Here is a 17,780-nt window from a genome sequence, read left to right as displayed (position 1 = left end):
TTTGGCTAGGCCGACGGATCGTCCGTGACCAGATCCACCGTGACGGGAAAATGGTCAGAGGCATCCAGCAGCGCCGCGCACAGATCCGCATCGCGCCAGCACACCGCATCGTCGAACGGATGCCAGATGCGCCATTGCGCGCCCTCGGCCAGCCCCGACGAGACCATCACGTAATCCAGCATGAACTGCATGTAGCGCCCGGTATCTTCCATGTAGAACCGCGCCGAGGTCGGTTGCGGCGCAAGGCCGGGGCGCAGCGCCTCGACCGCATTCGGATCGCGCAGCGCCCCTGCGCCCTGCCCCAGTACGATCTCGACCGAACTGCGACCGAACAGATGCTCGTATTCGTCCAGCCCCGGCCCATCGTTGAGATCGCCCATCACCACGACCTCTTCACCTGCGGCAAGCAGCGCATCGACGCGCCGCCGCAGCCAAATCGCCTGCGCCAGCTGCTTGCGCCGGTTCGAGATGGAAAGACGCATCACCTGATCATGCCCCTTGGCCCCATGCGGCGCCTTCGATTTCAGATGCGCGCCGATCAGCCGGAAGCGTTGCCCAGAGGCGGTGACCACCTCGACCTCAAGCGGCGGCTTGGAAAAGGTCACATCTTCGGCCTTGGCGTCGATATCAAGGTCGATGCGCAGCGCCCCGTCAAAACGGGGGGCATCGGGGCTGTCCATCGGCACGTGCCGCACGCTGAGCACCGCAGGATCATACAGCAGCGCGATTTCCTGCTGGGTGCTGTTGATGAAGCCGGTCAGAACGCCCGTGGTGCGCAGGTTGAATGCCTCGGCAAAGCTGAGAAGCGCGCGAGCGGTGTCGCGCCGCGTGTTGGTGTCGGGGGCTTCGATCACCATGATGGCATCGGCGTCCATCGCGGTAAAGACGATGCCCAGCGCCTCGGCCTGTCGGATGCGCGTCACACCGTAGCGGGCCGACCAGCCGTCTTCCAGCAGCGCCCCGGAATCGTCGAACAGCGCGTCGAACCATTCAACGTTATAGGACGCCAGCCGCATCAGGCTGCATGCCGTCTGGAGATCTCTTCCCAAGCGCGGTTGATGTCGATCAGACGTTTTTCGGACAGCTTCACCGCTTCCTGAGGCAGGCCGCGCGCCTGCATCACGTCAGGATGGCAGGCGCGCACCTGCGCGCGCCAACGCTGGCGCACCTCGTCGAGCGGCGCATCGGGCGAAACGCCCAGCACCGCATAGGGATCAGGCACCGCATCGGGCACGAAACGGGCGCGCAGGGTGCGAAAATCGGATTCGGGGATCTCGAAGATCGCGGCCACACGTTCCAGAAACGCATCCTCGCCCGGATGGTAATGATCGTCCGCAATGGCGATATAGAACAGCCCTTCGAGCAGATCGCGCAGCGGCTCGGTGCGCGCGCCGAACATGCGGCGGATGCGGGTGGCGTATTCTTCAAAGCCCGCAACGTCCTGCCGGGCAAGGTTGAACACGCGGGCTGCCGCCGCCTCGTCTTCGGGCGCAATGGCGAACACCTCGCGAAAGGCGCTGACCTCGTTGCGGGTGACCTGCCCGTCGGCCTTGGCCATCTTGGCCGACAGCGCGATCACCGCGATGGTGAAGGCGACGGATTGCTCGGGCGGCGTGCGCAGACGTTCAAACACGGCGCCAAGGCTTTCACCGGCGCGCAGGGCAGCAATGGCTTCGGAAATGCGGGACCAGATCGACATGGCGGGATTCTATCCCAGACAGCGGGGGCTGTCAGGCGCAACCCGACGCGATCACAGAAATTTCTGCATGAGCACAAGATCCATCCAGCGCCCGAACTTATTCCCGACGCGTGGCAGGCGGGCCGCCTCGGTGAACCCAAGCGCGGCGTGAAAGGCCACGCCTTCGGGGTTTTCCCCCGACACCCCGGCAAACAGCGACTGAACGCCTTCGGCCCGCGCGGCGGTTTCCAGTGCCGCCATCAGCGCCCGGCCAGCGGCCTTGCCGCGCGCCTCGGGGGCGAGGATCACGCTGTGTTCCTTGGTAAAGCGATATCCCGGCCCGCTGCGGAACGGGAAATAGGTGGCAAGGCCGACCAGCTGCCTCGCGTCTTCGGCCACCTGAAACGCCGCGCCGCGGGCGGCGATGTCGGCAGCGACGCCCTCAGCTGTCTTCAAATCGGTGCTGAAGGTGATGGCCGTGGTCTCGATCCACGGGTTCCACAAGGCAACAAGCGCTGCGGCATCTTCGGGCCGGGCCTGCCGGATGATCATTGCAAGATGCGCCTCTGCCCACCCGCGCCGACCAGTTCGGCCCGCAGTCCCGGCGCATCGCCGCTGCGAAACGCCACCTTCGGCGCATCGAGATGCGGTGCCAGCAGCGCTTGCAGCGCCTCGGCGTCCGGGTGGGTGACCTCAAGCCGGTCGAGCCGCGTTCCCGATGCTGACAGGATCGCCCCGGCGGGCACCGGGCTGAGCCACTGGATCAGCGCCGGGAACATGCCGCCATAGGGCAGCTCGCCGTCTTCGGGCACCGACATGATCCAGCGCAGCCGCCCGCGCGACAGCGCCACCGGCTGGCCCGCCATCGGAAGCGCCTCGATTGCCGCCGAGATATCGGGCACGCGGCAGACCCAGTTGCCCAGCCGCGCCGGGCCCTTCAGCCGGTCCAGCCCGAACCAGCGCGCGCCAGTGGGTGGCAGCGCGGCGGGATCGATTGCCAGCGCCTCAAGGTAAACACCGCCCAGACCCAGCAACTGGTTGTGCGTGCCGTAGCGATCATGCCTGCCGCCGGGCAGCAACGGCTGGCCTGTTGCCGCCTCGGCATGGGCCGCCGCCTCTTCCAGCGTTTCCCCAAGGACGACAATGTGATCGAGTTGCAGGGTCATGCGGCCAGTCATATCGGTTGCGGTCGAACCACGATAGGAAAAGCCCGACGCCGCGCAAGCCGCAAAACGCCAACGGAGGCCGGCTGTGGCCCGGCCCCAGCGATTTCACCCCCACAAGGGGAAACTCAGCCGCGCGCTTCGCGGATAAGTTTCAGGATATCCTGCGCCGCCTTGGGAATATTGGTGCCCGGACCAAAGATCGCCTTCACCCCTGCATTGTACAGGAACTCGTAATCCTGCTGCGGAATGACGCCGCCGCAGATCACGATGATGTCGCCCGCGCCCTGATCCTTGAGCGCCTGCACCAATTGCGGCGCCAACGTCTTGTGCCCGGCGGCCTGACTCGAGATGCCGACGATATGCACATCGTTGTCGATGGCATCCTGCGCCGCCTCTTCGGGGGTCTGGAACAGCGGGCCGACATCGACGTCAAAGCCGATATCGGCAAAGGCGGTGGCGATGACCTTGGCCCCCCGGTCGTGCCCGTCCTGCCCCATCTTTACCACCAGCATCCGCGGGCGGCGCCCCTCGTCTTCGGCGAACTCCTCGACCGATTTCTGGATGGCGGCAAAGCCTTCGTCGCCCTCATAGGCGGCGCCGTAAACGCCCGCCAGAGTCTTGACCTCGGCCCGATGGCGGCCGAACACCTTTTCCATTGCCATGCTGATCTCTCCGACAGAGGCCCGCGCGCGGGCTGCCTCGACCGCGGCTTCCAACAGGTTGCCGCCCTCTTTCGCGCGCCGCTCGACCTCGGCCAGAGCCGCATCGCAGGCGGCCTGATCGCGGTTTGCGCGCAACCGTTCCAGCCCGGCGACCTGCCCAAGCCGCACCTTGGCGTTGTCGATATCCAGAATATCGATCGGGTCTTCCTTGGCGAGCCGGTACTTGTTGACCCCAACGATCACATCATCGCCGCGGTCGATGGCGGCCTGCCGCCGGGCCGCGGTTTCCTCGATCCGCAGCTTGGGCATCCCCGAGGCAACCGCCTTGGTCATGCCGCCCATCTCATCGACCTCTTCGATGATCTTCCATGCCTCTTCGGCCAGCTGCGCGGTCAGCGATTCCACGTAATAGCTGCCCGCCAGCGGATCGACGACCTTGGTGACGCCGGTTTCCTCTTGCAGGATCAGCTGGGTGTTGCGCGCGATGCGGGCGCTGAATTCGGTCGGCAGGGCGATCGCCTCGTCCAGCGCGTTGGTGTGCAGCGATTGCGTGCCGCCAAGCGCCGCCGACATCGCCTCGTAGGCGGTGCGGATGACGTTGTTGTAAGGGTCCTGTTCGGACAGGCTGACGCCAGAGGTCTGACAATGGGTGCGCAACATCTTGGAGCGGGTGTTCTGCGCGCCAAGATCGGTCATGATCCGCGCCCAGAGCATCCGTGCCGCGCGCAGCTTGGCGATTTCCATGAAGAAATTCTTGCCGATGGCAAAGAAGAACGACAGCCGCCCGGCGAACTTGTCGATATCCATGCCGGCATCCATCGCCGTCTTTACGTATTCCTTGCCGTCCGCCAGCGTAAAGGCCAGCTCTTGCACGAGGTTCGCGCCCGCTTCCTGCATGTGGTAGCCGGATATCGAGATGCTGTTGAACTTGGGCATCTCGTTGCTGGTGTATTCGATGATGTCCGAAATGATGCGGATCGACGGTTCGGGCGGATAGATATAGGTGTTCCGCACCATGAATTCCTTGAGGATGTCGTTCTGGATGGTGCCGGACAGGATGGCGCGGCTGTGGCCTTGTTCCTCGCCCGTGACGATGAAATTGGCGAGGATCGGGATCACCGCGCCGTTCATGGTCATCGACACCGAGATCTTGTCGAGCGGGATACCATCGAACAGCACCTTCATATCCTCGACGGAATCGATGGCAACACCGGCCTTGCCGACATCGCCCACCACGCGGGGGTGATCGCTGTCATAGCCGCGGTGGGTGGCCAGATCGAAGGCAACCGACACGCCCTGCTGCCCCGCCGCCAGCGCCTTGCGGTAAAAGGCGTTGGATTCCTCGGCGGTAGAGAAGCCCGCGTATTGGCGGATCGTCCAGGGCCGCCCGGCATACATCGTTGCCTTGACGCCGCGGGTAAACGGCTCGATCCCCGGCATCTCGCCCAGCTGCGCCAGCCCTTCGATATCCTCGGGGGTGTACAGCGGCTTGACCTCGATCCCCTCAAGCGTCTGCCAGTTCAGATCGCTCAACGGCTTGCCCCGCAGTTCCTTTTCAGCGAGCGCCTGCCAATCGTCCCTTTTCGCTGTCATGGGTGTCTCCTCTCTCTTGTGGAGCGGGCGGCCGGTCTGGCCTGCGTTGGTCCGCTTCCGGGTCCTCTGTCAGTCGTGCAACCCCGTCCGCCCCGGCGCGCAGCCAGAACAGATCGTCCGCATATTGTTCGCGCAGCTGCGCGCTTTGCGCTTGGGTAAAGGGCATCCAGCGCCCCTCGCCCTGCGGCAGCGCCGATGGGTCCTCGCCGCGCAGGGCAAGCGCCTCGCGCAGATCGGCCAGCGAGGGCGCGCGATGCGCCCAGATCCCGGTTGGCGGCATCGGCGGCGTGTACAGCAGCCCGCTCGCCTGTCGCAGCAACCGGTCGGGTCGCATCACGTAGCGTTCGAACGGGGTGACCAGCAGCTCGGTGAGAGGCAGCGCCGCGGCCACATCGGTGATCACCTGCCGCCAGCCGCGCTGTGCCGCCACCAGCCGCCCCAGCTGCGCCGGCGTCGGCAAGGGCAGCCCGCGCGCCACCAGAAACGCCAGCGCCGAGGCCCACCACATTTCCGGCGAGCGGATCTGGATCACGGCGCGCGACAGCTGCGGAAAGCCCGCAGCGACGCGGCGCAGCCGGTTGCCCGCCTCTGGGTAAAGGCATTCTGCCCGCAGACAGGCGCGCGGCGAGCCAAGCATGTTCTCGTCCGAGACCAGCAGCTGCGACAGCCCGCGCCGGGCGCTGCCCTTGAGCGCGAGGCGTACACGCCCCTGCGCGCGCTGCGCATCGGCTGGGTGTTGCGACGGGTCCATCAGGCCGTGCAGCAGGCCCTTGCGGGTCTGCCACGGCCCCCAGACGCCGATGCCCTGCCCGGCAAGCTGCGCATCGACGCCGCGAAGATAGGTCTGAAAAGTGGTGGAGCCCGTGCGATGGGCCCCAAGATGCAGGATAACATCCATGACAATCGTCCTTTGAAAAGATCCGCGGCATCATGCGGTCCCTTCCCTGACGATGTGGTTAATCCTGAGAAAAATCGCCTCGCGCACAGGGTAGCCATATGCAGCGGACGCGATCGCACCTATATTGCAAGGCATGATCCGAAGGACCGCAATTGCGCTGATCGGCGCCACGCTCGCCTGCCCCGTTGCTGCCGCCGAGCAGCCCGGGGCAGAGATCATCCGTTCCGCCGAGGGCGCAACGCTGGAAGAGTTCCGCTGGACGGCGCGCCCGCTGGTGGTCTTTGCCGACAACCCCGCCGATCCGCTATACATCCAGCAGATGGCATTCATCGCCGAACGGCTGGACGCGCTGGCAACCCGCGATGTGATCGTGCTGACCGACACCGATCCGGCGGCACGCTCGCCGATCCGGCTGGCGCTGCGCCCGCGCGGCTTCATGCTGGCGCAGATCGCCAAGGATGGCACCATCCTGTTCCGCAAACCGGCGCCATGGGACGTGCGCGAGATCACCCGGTCGATCGACAAGCTGCCCCTGCGCCAGCAGGAAGTGCGCGACCAGCACAGAACCCTGACGCCGCCGTGAGGGCGGCGGCCACCGCCCCCGGCTGTCAGTAATCCATCGCCCGCAAAGCCCAGGCGCGCTTGTTCTTCCAGTCGACCAGCGTCAGGATCTTGGTGTTGGGATCGTAGATCGTCAGCGTGGCGGGGCTGAGCATGGCATCGAACAGCAGATCCTGAATGTCTTCGTCCATGCACATCGCGACACCCGCCGCGCCTGCCTGAATGATGCCAAGGCCCGAGCGTTGCTCGTGCTCGCGCACGGCAAGGGAAATCTCGTGCGGACTGAGCCCCATGGAGAAGGCGACCGGCCTGCCCTTTTCGAGCAGGTAAAGCGCGCCGGACAGATCGCCGACCTGCGTCAGGCCCGCCTTGGGATAGCGCGCATACAGCGAATACATCGCTGCAGTGCAGCCCAGCCGGTCCCGGAAATACAGCGGCTCGCGCACATACACCGTCTGTTCGAGATGCTTGCGCAACGACGTCTCCGTATCGAAGAAGCAGCCGCTCAGAGACAGCGTAACGACAAACCCCGCAAACATGCGACGGACCATGAGACTCCCCTTTGACCAGACCTGAGACAAGTCTGGCCAACAAAGGTGACCTGCATGGCCGAAGAATGGGGCGGCAACGGCGCGTTTGCGTCAAATGCAACGGGTCCGCCCCGGCCTTGGCCGGAGCGCCCTTGCAAGGGGATATGTCGCGCCGCGCCATCCCGATGCGCCCTTATTCGAACTCCATGATCACGTCGTCCACAGCAAGGCTGTCGCCGGGGTCAGCGTTGATCTTTTTCACCACGGCCTTGCGTTCGGCGCGCAGGATGTTTTCCATCTTCATCGCCTCGACGGTGCACAGCGCCTGACCTTCCTGCACCTCGTCGCCCACCGCGACGTTCATCTTGACGATGAGGCCCGGCATCGGACACAACAGCATCTTCGACGTATCGGGCGGCAGCTTTTCGATCATCAGCCGGGCGAGTTCCGCCTGACGCGGCGTGCGCACATGCACCTTGAGATCGGCCCCGCGCGAGCGGATGCGGAAGCCCCCCGAGATCTTGCCGACCTTGAGCACCAGCGGCTTGCCATCCACAACCATATGCGCGAGCGCGTCGCCCGGCGTCCAGTCGCCCTCAACCCGCAGGTCGGCGCCATCGGCGAAGCTGACGGTCGAGCCGGACTTGTCCGCCGCGATGGTCACGTCGAAATCCACGCCCTGAAGCGCGATGTTCCACACATCGCCCACCTTGCGCTCGTGGTTGTCGAGCGTGCCCGAAATGCGCGCCCGGCGAATCTCGGCCACCCGGTTCATCGCTGCACTTGCCGCCGCGATGCTGAGCAGGGTGTCTTCGGCAAGGGTGACGCCGTGGAAACCCTCGGGGTATTCCTCTTCGATGAAGGCAGTGGTGATATCGCCCGAGATGAAGCGCGGGTGATCCATCACCGCCGCCACGAAGGGCAGGTTGTGGCCGATGCCCTCGACTTCGAAACTGTCGAGCGCATTGCGCATCGTCTCGATGGCGTCCTCGCGGGTCGGCCCCCATGTGCACAGCTTGGCGATCATCGGGTCGTAATACATGCTGATCTCGCCGCCCTCGAACACGCCGGTATCGTTGCGCACGATGCCGCTGCCATGCGGGCCCTCGGCGGGCGGGCGATAGCGGATCAGACGGCCGATCGACGGCAGGAAGCCACGATAGGGATCTTCGGCGTAAAGCCGGTTTTCGATGGCCCAGCCGTTGATCTTCACATCGTCCTGAGTGATCGTCAGCGCCTCGCCATCGGCGACGCGGATCATCTGTTCGACAAGGTCGATGCCGGTGATCAGCTCGGTCACCGGGTGTTCGACCTGAAGCCGGGTGTTCATTTCAAGGAAATAGAAGTTCTTGTCGCCATCGACGATGAATTCGACCGTGCCGGCGCTGGTGTAATCCACTGCCTTGGCCAGCGCTACGGCCTGCTCGCCCATCGCCTTGCGGGTCTGTGCATCAAGGAAGGGGCTGGGCGCTTCTTCGACAACCTTCTGGTTGCGGCGCTGGATCGAGCATTCGCGCTCGTTCAGCCACAGCCCGTTGCCATGCGCGTCGCACAGCACCTGAATTTCAATGTGCCGCGGCTGCGTGACGAATTTCTCGATGAAGATCCGGTCATCTCCAAAGCTGCTGGCCGCTTCGTTCTTCGAACTCTGAAAGCCCTCGCGCGCCTCGTCGTCGTTCCAGGCGATGCGCATCCCCTTGCCGCCGCCCCCGGCGCTGGCCTTGATCATCACCGGATAACCGATCTGATTGGAGATCTTCACCGCCTCTTCGGCATCCTCGATCAGGCCCATATAGCCCGGCACGGTGTTGACCCCGGCCTCTTGAGCCAGCTTCTTCGAGGTGATCTTGTCGCCCATCGCCATGATCGCGCCCTTGGGCGGGCCGATGAAGGCGACGCCGGCGGCCTCGAGCGCCTCGGCGAATTTCGGGTTCTCGGACAGGAAGCCATAGCCCGGATGCACCGCCTGCGCGCCGGTCTGCTTGATGGCCTCCATGATCTTGTCGATGATGATGTACGACTGGTTCGCCGGCGGCGGGCCGATGTGCACCGCCTCGTCGGCCATCGCCACGTGCAGTGCGTGCTTGTCGGCGTCGGAATAGACCGCCACCGTCTTGATGCCCATCTTCTGCGCCGATTTGATCACGCGGCAGGCGATCTCGCCTCGGTTGGCGATCAGGATCTTGTCGAACATCTCCGTCCCTTTCCTTCTTAACCTCTGGCACCCGCAGCGCACTGGCCGCGAGGCACGAAAAAAGCCACCGGGGCACGGGGCCCCGATGGCTTGCAAAACTGATCCGGCCGGGCGCGCTGCCCGGCGGTCAGGAAGCTCTTATCTGCACACGCCCGGCGTGACGTCGTCACACACGACACCCGCGGTTGCACCAACGGCCGCGCCGACCATGCCGTCGCCGCCAAGGGCGCGGTCTGCCAAGTAGCCAGCGCCTGCACCGATCCCTGCGCGCGGCAGGTCGGACGATTCGCAGGCCGCGAGGCCGAAAAGTCCAAGGATGGCGACTGATTTGAGGATGGTCTTGCCCATGTGGAAAACTCCCTGTGTTCCGAAACTGCAATCAACGCATCAACGCCACAGCCCGCAAGGATGTTCCACAGGATTCGCATCGTTGTGGGCGCGTGGGCGGAACCTTGCCCGCCTGCCCCGGCGTCATTGCACGCTTTCCCGGTCCCCGGGAAAGCGGCAGGCAGAACCCGCGCATGTTCAAACGCAATCAGGCCCATTCCGACCCTTCTTCGAAGGCTTCGGGGAAAGACACCCGCGCCACCGATTCGTTGATCACCAGCAGCGATTCGTAGCTTGCGGGATCGAAGGGGTCGTCAAAGGGCAGCACCTCGCGGCCGAACAGCCATGACAGGCGGCCGGCATCAAGGTTGCCCCGTTCAAACGGCTCGCTGCCGAAATGCGCCCAGAGCGCCGCCATAAAGGCAAGATCGGCTCGCTTGTCCGCCGACTTGCGATCGCGGTATCGCTCGCGCTTGGTCAGCGGCGTCGCACCTTTCGGGTTTCCCCGACGAATAATGAATTGGTAATCGCTTCCGGGCAGTCGCCCGGGAAAGCCGCGGTGTTTCAGCATCGCGCGCCCTCCTTGGTTGGGGGCGCCGCGGGGGCGATGCGCCCGAGGCCGTGCCCCGGGTGGTGGGGGACGGGCCCGGAGGCCCGTCCCGTCAGATCACTTGTACTTGCCGGTGTACACGGGCTCGACGCTGATCGGCTCCGGTTCTGCGACGACGTACTCTTCTTCCTGCTGGCCGCAGGCTGCGAGGCCGAAAAGGCCGAGCATTGCCAGAACTTTGATGCTCTTGGACATCTTTGTCTCCTGTCATGTTCAACGGAACCGGCAAGACCATGTGGTCCGACCCGTCCTCGTTCCGAGGTAAAGATTGCTTGGGCGCAATCCGACCTCAACATAGCCCAAATATTTGGGGGGCAACATGTAATCGCAACGAGATAGGCATTTTGTGGCGGGAAAGACGCAGTGCCTGCCCCATTGACAAAATACCTTTCAAGACTAAGGGCTTGCATCAGAATGCCTCCCAGATGCAGCGGCCGTTCTCAAGGCTGTAGGCCTCGAAAACCTGCGTCACCTGCGGCGCAATTTCGCCGAAGGTCACCGGCGATTCTATCAGCGAGATCACGATGCGCGTCGGTTGGGATTCACTGTCGTCAGTTGCCGAAACGGCAAGCTGCGCACAAAGCGAATCCATGTCAGCGGCCAGATGGTCGAAATCGGGCGACTCGCCCGCCAGCGCCGGCGCGACAAAGCGCAGCCGAAAGACCGGCCCCTGCCCATTGTCGTCCCGGATCATGTCATGAAAGCTGACCGCCATGCCCGAAGGCACCGTCACCGGCGCGCCCTGCGCCAGTGGGGCCGTGGCAGCCGCCACGATGATGGGAAACAGCGACGTCATTTCAGGACCACCTTGTCCAGCGCGCCCGGCGGTCCGGGTCTTCCAGCAGTGCCTCGATGCGGGCGAGCGCCGCGTTGCGCGCCCCTCCCGCATCGAGCTGACCCCCGGCGATCAGCCGGGTCGCGTCCGCGCTCTCCTCAACGCGGATGCATGGCGTAAAGCCGCGAAGCCCCTGCAGGGCGCGCCACAGGTCCTGACGCACATGATGCGCAAGGCGCGCCTTGTGCCGAACCTTCGGCAGCAGCGTTTCGACCGCCAGATCGAAACGCGCTGGCCAGCGGCGGGCAAGGATCAACGCCCCGTCCTCATTGGCCAGATGCCAGCCCTTGCGGATGTTGCGGCTCATGATTGCCCTCCCTGCCCACTTACAGCGGGATATTGTCGTGTTTCTTCCAGGGGTTGCTAAGCTTCTTGTTGCGCAACATGGCAAAGGCGCGGCTGATCCGGCGACGGGTCGATCGCGGCTGGATCACCTCGTCGATGAAGCCGCGTTCGGCGGCGACAAAGGGGTTGGCGAAGCGGTCTTCGTATTCCGCCGTATGGGCGGCGATCTTGTCGGCATCGCCCAGATCGGCGCGATGGATGATCTCGGTCGCGCCCTTGGCGCCCATCACCGCGATTTCGGCGGTGGGCCATGCGTAGTTCACATCGCCGCGCAGGTGCTTGGAGGACATCACGTCATAAGCGCCGCCATAGGCCTTGCGGGTGATCACCGTGACCTTGGGCACCGTCGCCTCACCATAGGCGAACAGCAGCTTGGCACCGTGCTTGATGACGCCGCCATATTCCTGCCCGGTGCCCGGCAAAAAGCCCGGCACGTCGACAAAGGTCAGGATCGGGATTTCGAAGCAATCGCAAAAGCGCACGAAGCGCGCCGCCTTTTTCGAACTGTCGATATCAAGGCACCCCGCCAGCACCATCGGCTGGTTCGCGACAATGCCCACCGTGCGCCCCTCGAGCCGCATGAAGCCGGTGATGATGTTCTTGGCGTGATCTTCCTGAATCTCGTAGAAATCGCCCTCGTCGGCGACCTTCAGGATCAACTCCTTCATGTCGTAGGGCTGGTTGGCGTTCTCGGGGATGATGGTGTCGAGCGAAGTCTCGATGCGGTCGACATCGTCGAAGAACGGTCGCACCGGCGGCTTTTCGCGGTTGTTGAGCGGCAGGAAGTCGACAAGGCGGCGCACTTCGGCCAGCGCTTCGACATCGTTGTCAAATGCCCCATCGGCGACCGAGGATTTTTTCGTGTGGGTGGACGCGCCGCCCAGCTCCTCGGCGGTGACCACCTCGTTGGTGACGGTTTTGACCACGTCGGGGCCGGTCACGAACATGTACGAGGTGTCGCGCACCATGAAGATGAAGTCGGTCATCGCCGGGCTGTAGACCGCCCCGCCAGCGCAGGGCCCCATGATGACGGAAATCTGCGGCACCACGCCCGAGGCTTCGACATTGCGCTGAAAGATCTCGGCGTATCCGGCGAGCGAATCCACGCCCTCTTGAATGCGCGCGCCGCCACTATCGTTAAGCCCGATGACCGGCGCGCCGTTCTGCACCGCCATATCCATGATCTTGCAGATCTTCTGCGCATGGGTGGCAGACACCGACCCGCCCAGCACGGTGAAATCCTGACTGAACACATAGACCATGCGGCCATTGATCGTGCCCCAGCCGGTGATCACGCCATCGCCGTAGGGGCGGTTCTTTTCCATGCCGAAATCAGTGCAGCGATGGGCGACGAACATGTCGTATTCTTCAAAGCTGCCCTCATCGAGCAGCAGCTCGATGCGCTCGCGCGCGGTCAGCTTGCCCTTGGCGTGCTGGGTGTCGATGCGCTTTTGCCCGCCACCAAGGCGAGCACCGGAGCGACGTTCTTCGAGTTCGTGCAGAATGTCTTTCATGTCCGTCCCTTTCCGTTTGGGCGAACCATACCCCTGAAACACCATTGCTCAAGAGAATTTCGGCAAATTTGCAAATCCTGAAAAGGCCGATGTTTGCAAATTGCAAATCGCCAAATTGTACCTGTGACGCATTCCGGATAGACAAGACACAAGCCGCAGCTTACCCCATGACCCATGTCCAAGCCGCCCTTGGTCCGTTTTCTGGATCGTAGCACCCCGCCTCATATTGTCACACTCATTCTGCTTGCCGGTCTTTCCGCGCTGGCCATGAACGTGTTCCTGCCATCGCTGCCCAAGATGGTGACCCATTTCGACACCGACTACCGGGTGATGCAGCTGTCGGTGGCGATCTATCTGGGGGTCAACGCGGCGCTTCAGATCGTCATCGGGCCGCTGTCGGACAAGCTGGGGCGGCGCCCGGTGATCCTGTGGGGGGTCGGGCTGTTCTGCATCGCCACATTGGGCTGCATCTTTGCGCCCAACACCGCTGTATTCCTGATCTTTCGCATGTGTCAGGCGGTGGTGGTCACCGCCATGGTGCTTAGCCGCGCCGTGGTGCGCGACATCGTTCCGCAGGATCAGGCAGCGTCGATGATCGGCTATGTCACCATGGGCGTGGCCGTGGTGCCGATGATCGGCCCGGTGATCGGCGGCATGCTCGACGAGATCTTTGGATGGCAAAGCACCTTCTGGATGCTGCTGATCATGGGGCTTGGCATCTTCTGGCTGAGCTGGCGCGATCTGGGCGAAACGCTGGTGTCGCGCGGGCTTTCGCTGGGCCAGCAGTTCCGCGAATACCCCGAATTGCTGCGCAGCCCGCGCTTCTGGGGCTACGCGCTGACCTGCGCGCTGTCGTCGGGGGCGTTCTTTGCCTATCTCGGCGGCGCCCCCTTTGTCGGCTCGGAAGTGTTCGGCATGACGCCCTCGGTGCTGGGGTTCTTTTTCGGCGCGCCCGCCATCGGCTATTTCGTCGGCAACGGGCTGTCGGGGCGGTTGTCGTCGCGGGTCGGGGTCAACCGGATGATCCTCTGGGGCTGCATGATCAACACCGCAGGCCTTGCGCTGGCGCTGGTGCTGTTCGCCGCCGGCTTCGATTCGCGCTGGACGTTCTTTGGCTGCATGACCTTTGTCGGGCTTGGCAACGGCATGACCATTCCCAACGCCACGGCGGGGGCGCTGTCGGTGCGCCCGCATCTTGCGGGCACCGCCTCGGGCCTGTCGGGGGCGATCATGATCGGCGGCGGAGCCGGCCTGTCGGCGCTTGCCGGCAGCCTGCTGCAACCAGGCAGCGGCGCAGACCCCCTGCTCTGGCTGATGTTCGCCACCGGTGCGGGATCAATGGTGTCGATCGCCATCGTCTTTGCCCGCGAGCGCAAGCTGCGCGGCTACTGACGGGCTGGACCCGGTCGCAAAGATTTGCAAAACAGTCCTCCACCCGGCGCTAATCTGCAAACGGGAGGAGGACGACCATGGCGATACGCAAGCTTTACGCTGGCGCAAAACTGCGAGACCTGCGCGGGCGCCTTGCCCTGACGCAAAAGGATTTCGCCGCAAAGCTGGGGATTTCGCTGCCCTACCTCAACCAGATGGAAAACAACAACCGGCCGGTGTCGACCACCGTGGTGTTGGCGCTGGCGCAGGAATTCGGCTTTGACGTGACCGAGCTGGGACAGGGCGATAGTGAACGGCTGGTCTCGGACATGCGCGAGGCGCTGGCCGATCCGCTGTTTGCCGAAACGCCTCCGCTGGCGGATCTGCGGCTGACGGCATCGAACGCGCCCGCCCTTGCGCGGGCCTTTCTGGAGCTGCACCGCGCCTATCGACAAACCCATGAGCGGCTTGCCAGCCTTGACGAGGCGCTGGGGCGCGAGGGATCGCAGCTGCAACCCTCGCCTTGGGAAGAGGTGCGCGATTTCTTCCATTACTGCGACAATTACCTTGATGCGGTCGATCGCGCTGCCGAACATTTTGCCAGCAAGCTGAGCGGTGAGACCCGCACGGCGGTAATCTCGCACCTGCAGAACCGGGGGATCTCGGTCGAGATCACCCAAGCCGAGCCGCTGCGCAACTATGACAGCGCAGCGCACAAGCTGACGATTTCCGGGCTGGTCCCGACAGAGACCCAAAGCTTCCAGCTGCTGGTGCAGGTGGCGCTGCTGCGCCAAAACGATCTGCTTGAAGCAACGCTGGATCTGGCGCGGTTTCACACCGACGCCGCGCGCGCCATCGCCAAGCTGGGACTTGCGAATTATTTCGCCGGGGCGGCGCTGATGCCTTATCGTGCCTTTCTTGCGGCGGCGCAGGACACCCGCCACGATCTGGAGCTGCTTGCCTCGCGCTTCGGGGCCAGCATCGAGCAGGTGGCGCATCGCCTGTCGACACTGCAACGGCCCGGGGCCAAGGGGATTCCGTTCTTTTTCGCGCGGGTCGATCAGGCCGGAACGATCACCAAGCGGCATTCGGCGACGCGGCTGCAATTCGCCCGTTTCGGCGGGGCCTGCCCGCTGTGGAACGTTCACCGAGCCTTTGAAACGCCGGGACATTTTCTGCGCCAGCTGGCGGAAACCCCCGATGGCGCACGCTATGTGCTGCTGGCGCGCGATGTGACCAAGCGCGGTGGGCATTTCGGCGCACCAGTGCGCCGCTATGCCATGGCGCTTGGCTGCGAGGTCAAGCACGCCGGGGCGCTGGTCTATGCCGACGGGATGGACCTGAACCGCGACGGCGCCTTCGAGCCGATCGGCATTTCCTGCCGCATCTGCGAGCGCACGACGTGCCACCAGCGCTCGGTTCCGCCGCTTGAGCGTCAGCTGTCGATCCATCCCGAACGGCGCGGCCTGCTGCCCTATGAGCTGGAGTGAGCCTGCGTTTTGCGGCGCAGCGCAGGCGCGGATTGCGCGGGCGGAGGGGGCGCCGCCCCCGCCCTTCGGGCCCCCCGGGATATTTCAGGCCAGAAGAAACCGGGGCGCGGCGCCTGTCTTTCGGTGTTGTGAAACGTGGAAAGCGCTGCGGCGGCGCCCCGGTGCTTGCGGCCCGCGCCCTGCGGCGGTAAAGCGGGCAAAACCTCACGGGACAAGGGAACCGCCCATGTCGATCGACACCGGCACCGCCGCCAAGGTGGCCAAGCTCGCACGCATCCGCGTCGAGGAAGACCGTCTGCCAGAGCTTGCGCAGGAATTTTCGGACATTCTCGATTTCATCGAGCAGCTGAACGAGGTCGACGTGAGTGGCGTCGAACCGATGGTATCGGTCACGCCGATGCGGCTGGCCCGCCGGGTTGACGGCGTCACCGATGGCGGGATGCAGGACAAGATCCTTGCGAACGCGCCCGACGCCCGAGAGGGTTTCTTTGCCGTGCCGAAGGTGGTGGAATGAGCGATCTGACCAAACTCAAGGTGGCCGAGGCGCGCGATGCGCTGCGGGCCGGAGACGTGACCAGCGCCGAGTTGACCGAGGCCTGCCTTGCCGCCATCGATGGCGCCGATGCGCTTGGTGCCTTCGTGCACAAGACCCCCGAGATTGCCCGTCAGCAGGCGGCGGCGGCGGATGCGCGCATTCAGGCCGGGGATGCGCCCGCGCTCTGCGGCATTCCGATGGGGATCAAGGACCTGTTCTGCACCAAGGGCGTGCCAAGCCAGGCGGCCTCGCGCATTCTTGAGGGGTTCAAGCCCGAATACGAATCCACCGTGACCTCGAAGCTTTTCGAGGCAGGGACGGTGATGCTGGGCAAGCTGAACATGGACGAGTTCGCCATGGGCTCGTCGAACGAGACATCCTGTTACGGCAACGCGGTGAACCCGTGGCGGCGCAGCGATGACGCGGCGGCGCTGACGCCGGGCGGCTCCTCGGGCGGCTCGGCATCGGCCGTGGCGGCGGATCTGTGCCTTGCGGCGACCGGCACCGACACCGGCGGATCGATCCGCCAGCCGGCGGCCTTTACCGGCATCACCGGCATCAAGCCGACCTACGGGCGTTGTTCGCGCTGGGGCATCGTGGCCTTTGCCTCTTCGCTCGATCAGGCCGGGCCGATGACCAAGGACGTGCGCGACAGCGCCATCCTGCTGAACGCCATGTGTGGGCACGATCCGAAGGACAGCACCTCGGCCAATCTGCCGGTGCCCGATTTCGAGGCGATGCTGACTGGTGATATCCGCGGCAAGACCATCGGCATTCCGCGCGAATACCGCATCGATGGCATCTCTGACGAGATCGACGCCCTGTGGGATCGTGGCCGCGACATGCTGCGCGATGCGGGGGCCAGGATCGTCGACATCTCGTTGCCGCATACCAAATACGCGCTCCCGACCTATTACGTCATTGCGCCCGCCGAGGCGTCTTCGAACCTCGCCCGCTATGACGGGGTGCGCTATGGCCACCGCGCCAAGCTCGCCAGCGGCGAGGGTATCAATGACATGTATGAAAAGACCCGCGCCGAGGGGTTCGGGCCCGAAGTGCAGCGCCGTGTCATGGTCGGCACCTATGTGCTGTCGGCGGGCTTTTACGACGCCTATTACAACAAGGCCCGCAAGGTTCGCAGCCTGATCAAGCGCGATTTCGAGCTGGCCTTTGCCGATGGTGTCGATGCGATCCTGACCCCTGCGACGCCCTCGCCGGCCTTTGGGCTGGGCGAGATGCAGGACGCGGACCCGGTGCAGATGTACCTTAATGACGTCTTCACCGTGACGGTGAACCTTGCCGGTCTGCCGGGCATCAGCGTGCCCGCCGGGCTTGGCCACGAAGGCCTGCCACTGGGGCTTCAGCTGATCGGCCGCCCTTGGGAAGAAGGCGATCTTCTCAACACCGCCTATGCGCTGGAACGCGCCGTCGGCTTCGTGGATAAGCCAGCGAAATGGTGGTAAGCAGTCCG

19 protein-coding genes are annotated in these 17,780 nt (G+C 64.4%); 5 read left to right on the top strand and 14 right to left on the bottom strand.

Annotated features, from left to right (window positions below; translation table 11 throughout):
- Positions 1 to 5: 5 nt before the first annotated feature.
- The 6 genes from Q4543_RS14935 to Q4543_RS14910 form a co-directional block, all read right to left on the bottom strand.
- Positions 6 to 1,016: an endonuclease/exonuclease/phosphatase family protein gene (locus Q4543_RS14935; RefSeq protein WP_303439366.1), complete on the bottom strand. Its 1,011-nt coding sequence runs from the start codon at positions 1,014 to 1,016 to the stop codon at positions 6 to 8.
- Positions 1,016 to 1,699 carry a TerB family tellurite resistance protein gene (locus Q4543_RS14930; RefSeq protein WP_303439364.1) on the bottom strand — a complete coding sequence of 228 codons (684 nt, stop codon included), beginning with the start codon at positions 1,697 to 1,699 and terminating at the stop codon, positions 1,016 to 1,018. Before Q4543_RS14930 ends, Q4543_RS14935 begins: the two co-directional genes overlap by 1 nt.
- Positions 1,700 to 1,750: 51 nt before the next feature.
- Positions 1,751 to 2,230: a GNAT family N-acetyltransferase gene (locus Q4543_RS14925; RefSeq protein ID WP_303439363.1), complete on the bottom strand. Its 480-nt coding sequence runs from the start codon at positions 2,228 to 2,230 to the stop codon at positions 1,751 to 1,753.
- Positions 2,227 to 2,844 (bottom strand): VOC family protein, encoded by a 618-nt coding sequence (locus Q4543_RS14920; protein WP_303439360.1) that lies wholly within the window; start codon positions 2,842 to 2,844, stop codon positions 2,227 to 2,229. The genes Q4543_RS14925 and Q4543_RS14920 overlap by 4 nt, the downstream gene beginning before the upstream one ends.
- A 125-nt stretch (positions 2,845 to 2,969) precedes the next feature.
- Complete coding sequence (gene scpA / locus Q4543_RS14915; protein WP_303439358.1) at positions 2,970 to 5,099, bottom strand: methylmalonyl-CoA mutase; 2,130 nt, start codon at positions 5,097 to 5,099, stop codon at positions 2,970 to 2,972.
- Entirely contained in the window at positions 5,062 to 5,997 is a 936-nt protein-coding gene (locus tag Q4543_RS14910) for a hypothetical protein (RefSeq protein ID WP_303439356.1), read from the bottom strand. The genes scpA and Q4543_RS14910 overlap by 38 nt, the downstream gene beginning before the upstream one ends.
- 133 nt (positions 5,998 to 6,130) lie before the next feature.
- Here Q4543_RS14910 and Q4543_RS14905 point away from each other — a divergent pair, with 133 nt between their 5' ends.
- A complete protein-coding gene (locus Q4543_RS14905; RefSeq protein ID WP_303439354.1) occupies positions 6,131 to 6,580 on the top strand; it encodes a DUF4174 domain-containing protein in 450 nt (149 codons plus the stop codon).
- 25 nt (positions 6,581 to 6,605) lie between these two features.
- On the opposite strand, the gene Q4543_RS14900 is transcribed toward Q4543_RS14905, so the two are convergent.
- From Q4543_RS14900 to Q4543_RS14865, 8 genes are all read right to left on the bottom strand, one after another.
- A complete protein-coding gene (locus tag Q4543_RS14900; RefSeq protein ID WP_303439352.1) occupies positions 6,606 to 7,109 on the bottom strand; it encodes a hypothetical protein in 504 nt (167 codons plus the stop codon).
- Between the two features lie 172 nt (positions 7,110 to 7,281).
- Positions 7,282 to 9,282, bottom strand: a complete 2,001-nt coding sequence (locus Q4543_RS14895) for an acetyl/propionyl/methylcrotonyl-CoA carboxylase subunit alpha (RefSeq protein ID WP_303439350.1) — start codon at positions 9,280 to 9,282, stop codon at positions 7,282 to 7,284.
- Positions 9,283 to 9,420: 138 nt separating this feature from the next.
- Complete coding sequence (locus tag Q4543_RS14890) at positions 9,421 to 9,630, bottom strand: complement resistance protein TraT (protein ID WP_216005200.1); 210 nt, start codon at positions 9,628 to 9,630, stop codon at positions 9,421 to 9,423.
- A gap of 187 nt (positions 9,631 to 9,817) precedes the next feature.
- Positions 9,818 to 10,180 carry a hypothetical protein gene (locus tag Q4543_RS14885; RefSeq protein ID WP_216005199.1) on the bottom strand — a complete coding sequence of 121 codons (363 nt, stop codon included), beginning with the start codon at positions 10,178 to 10,180 and terminating at the stop codon, positions 9,818 to 9,820.
- A 96-nt stretch (positions 10,181 to 10,276) separates the two neighbouring features.
- Positions 10,277 to 10,414 carry a hypothetical protein gene (locus Q4543_RS14880; protein ID WP_216005198.1) on the bottom strand — a complete coding sequence of 46 codons (138 nt, stop codon included), beginning with the start codon at positions 10,412 to 10,414 and terminating at the stop codon, positions 10,277 to 10,279.
- 214 nt (positions 10,415 to 10,628) lie between these two features.
- Positions 10,629 to 11,015: a DUF6497 family protein gene (locus Q4543_RS14875; RefSeq protein WP_303439346.1), complete on the bottom strand. Its 387-nt coding sequence runs from the start codon at positions 11,013 to 11,015 to the stop codon at positions 10,629 to 10,631.
- 1 nt (position 11,016) lies between these two features.
- Complete coding sequence (locus tag Q4543_RS14870; protein WP_303439343.1) at positions 11,017 to 11,361, bottom strand: hypothetical protein; 345 nt, start codon at positions 11,359 to 11,361, stop codon at positions 11,017 to 11,019.
- Positions 11,362 to 11,380: 19 nt separating this feature from the next.
- Positions 11,381 to 12,913, bottom strand: coding sequence for an acyl-CoA carboxylase subunit beta (locus Q4543_RS14865; RefSeq protein ID WP_216005195.1), 1,533 nt, complete (start codon positions 12,911 to 12,913; stop codon positions 11,381 to 11,383).
- 174 nt (positions 12,914 to 13,087) lie between these two features.
- Here Q4543_RS14865 and Q4543_RS14860 point away from each other — a divergent pair, with 174 nt between their 5' ends.
- The 4 genes from Q4543_RS14860 (at position 13,088) to gatA (ending at position 17,772) form a co-directional block, all read left to right on the top strand.
- Complete coding sequence (locus tag Q4543_RS14860) at positions 13,088 to 14,305, top strand: multidrug effflux MFS transporter (protein ID WP_303439340.1); 1,218 nt, start codon at positions 13,088 to 13,090, stop codon at positions 14,303 to 14,305.
- A gap of 77 nt (positions 14,306 to 14,382) precedes the next feature.
- Entirely contained in the window at positions 14,383 to 15,774 is a 1,392-nt protein-coding gene (locus tag Q4543_RS14855; protein ID WP_303439338.1) for a short-chain fatty acyl-CoA regulator family protein, read from the top strand.
- Positions 15,775 to 16,000: 226 nt separating this feature from the next.
- Positions 16,001 to 16,288: an Asp-tRNA(Asn)/Glu-tRNA(Gln) amidotransferase subunit GatC gene (gene gatC, locus Q4543_RS14850; protein WP_216005192.1), complete on the top strand. Its 288-nt coding sequence runs from the start codon at positions 16,001 to 16,003 to the stop codon at positions 16,286 to 16,288.
- Positions 16,285 to 17,772 (top strand): Asp-tRNA(Asn)/Glu-tRNA(Gln) amidotransferase subunit GatA, encoded by a 1,488-nt coding sequence (gene gatA, locus Q4543_RS14845; protein ID WP_303439335.1) that lies wholly within the window; start codon positions 16,285 to 16,287, stop codon positions 17,770 to 17,772. The genes gatC and gatA overlap by 4 nt, the downstream gene beginning before the upstream one ends.
- Positions 17,773 to 17,780 lie beyond the last annotated feature (8 nt).

The organism is Salipiger sp. 1_MG-2023 (assembly GCF_030547555.1).
Classification (GTDB): domain Bacteria; phylum Pseudomonadota; class Alphaproteobacteria; order Rhodobacterales; family Rhodobacteraceae; genus Salipiger.
The sequence above is the reverse complement of the archived record's forward strand: the minus strand, read 5'-3'. Positions and strand labels throughout refer to the sequence as shown.

Excerpts from the sequence above, each read along its gene's own strand:
- Q4543_RS14935 (WP_303439366.1), bottom strand. The coding sequence starts at position 1,016 with ATGCGGCTGGCGTCCTATAACGTTGAATGGTTCGACGCGCTGTTCGAC.
- Q4543_RS14930 (WP_303439364.1), bottom strand. The coding sequence starts at position 1,699 with ATGTCGATCTGGTCCCGCATTTCCGAAGCCATTGCTGCCCTGCGCGCC.
- Q4543_RS14925 (WP_303439363.1), bottom strand. The coding sequence starts at position 2,230 with ATGATCATCCGGCAGGCCCGGCCCGAAGATGCCGCAGCGCTTGTTGCC.
- Q4543_RS14920 (WP_303439360.1), bottom strand. The coding sequence starts at position 2,844 with ATGACCCTGCAACTCGATCACATTGTCGTCCTTGGGGAAACGCTGGAA.
- scpA (WP_303439358.1), bottom strand. The coding sequence starts at position 5,099 with ATGACAGCGAAAAGGGACGATTGGCAGGCGCTCGCTGAAAAGGAACTG.
- Q4543_RS14910 (WP_303439356.1), bottom strand. The coding sequence starts at position 5,997 with ATGGATGTTATCCTGCATCTTGGGGCCCATCGCACGGGCTCCACCACT.
- Q4543_RS14905 (WP_303439354.1), top strand. The coding sequence starts at position 6,131 with ATGATCCGAAGGACCGCAATTGCGCTGATCGGCGCCACGCTCGCCTGC.
- Q4543_RS14900 (WP_303439352.1), bottom strand. The coding sequence starts at position 7,109 with ATGGTCCGTCGCATGTTTGCGGGGTTTGTCGTTACGCTGTCTCTGAGC.
- Q4543_RS14895 (WP_303439350.1), bottom strand. The coding sequence starts at position 9,282 with ATGTTCGACAAGATCCTGATCGCCAACCGAGGCGAGATCGCCTGCCGC.
- Q4543_RS14890 (WP_216005200.1), bottom strand. The coding sequence starts at position 9,630 with ATGGGCAAGACCATCCTCAAATCAGTCGCCATCCTTGGACTTTTCGGC.
- Q4543_RS14885 (WP_216005199.1), bottom strand. The coding sequence starts at position 10,180 with ATGCTGAAACACCGCGGCTTTCCCGGGCGACTGCCCGGAAGCGATTAC.
- Q4543_RS14880 (WP_216005198.1), bottom strand. The coding sequence starts at position 10,414 with ATGTCCAAGAGCATCAAAGTTCTGGCAATGCTCGGCCTTTTCGGCCTC.
- Q4543_RS14875 (WP_303439346.1), bottom strand. The coding sequence starts at position 11,015 with ATGACGTCGCTGTTTCCCATCATCGTGGCGGCTGCCACGGCCCCACTG.
- Q4543_RS14870 (WP_303439343.1), bottom strand. The coding sequence starts at position 11,361 with ATGAGCCGCAACATCCGCAAGGGCTGGCATCTGGCCAATGAGGACGGG.
- Q4543_RS14865 (WP_216005195.1), bottom strand. The coding sequence starts at position 12,913 with ATGAAAGACATTCTGCACGAACTCGAAGAACGTCGCTCCGGTGCTCGC.
- Q4543_RS14860 (WP_303439340.1), top strand. The coding sequence starts at position 13,088 with ATGTCCAAGCCGCCCTTGGTCCGTTTTCTGGATCGTAGCACCCCGCCT.
- Q4543_RS14855 (WP_303439338.1), top strand. The coding sequence starts at position 14,383 with ATGGCGATACGCAAGCTTTACGCTGGCGCAAAACTGCGAGACCTGCGC.
- gatC (WP_216005192.1), top strand. The coding sequence starts at position 16,001 with ATGTCGATCGACACCGGCACCGCCGCCAAGGTGGCCAAGCTCGCACGC.
- gatA (WP_303439335.1), top strand. The coding sequence starts at position 16,285 with ATGAGCGATCTGACCAAACTCAAGGTGGCCGAGGCGCGCGATGCGCTG.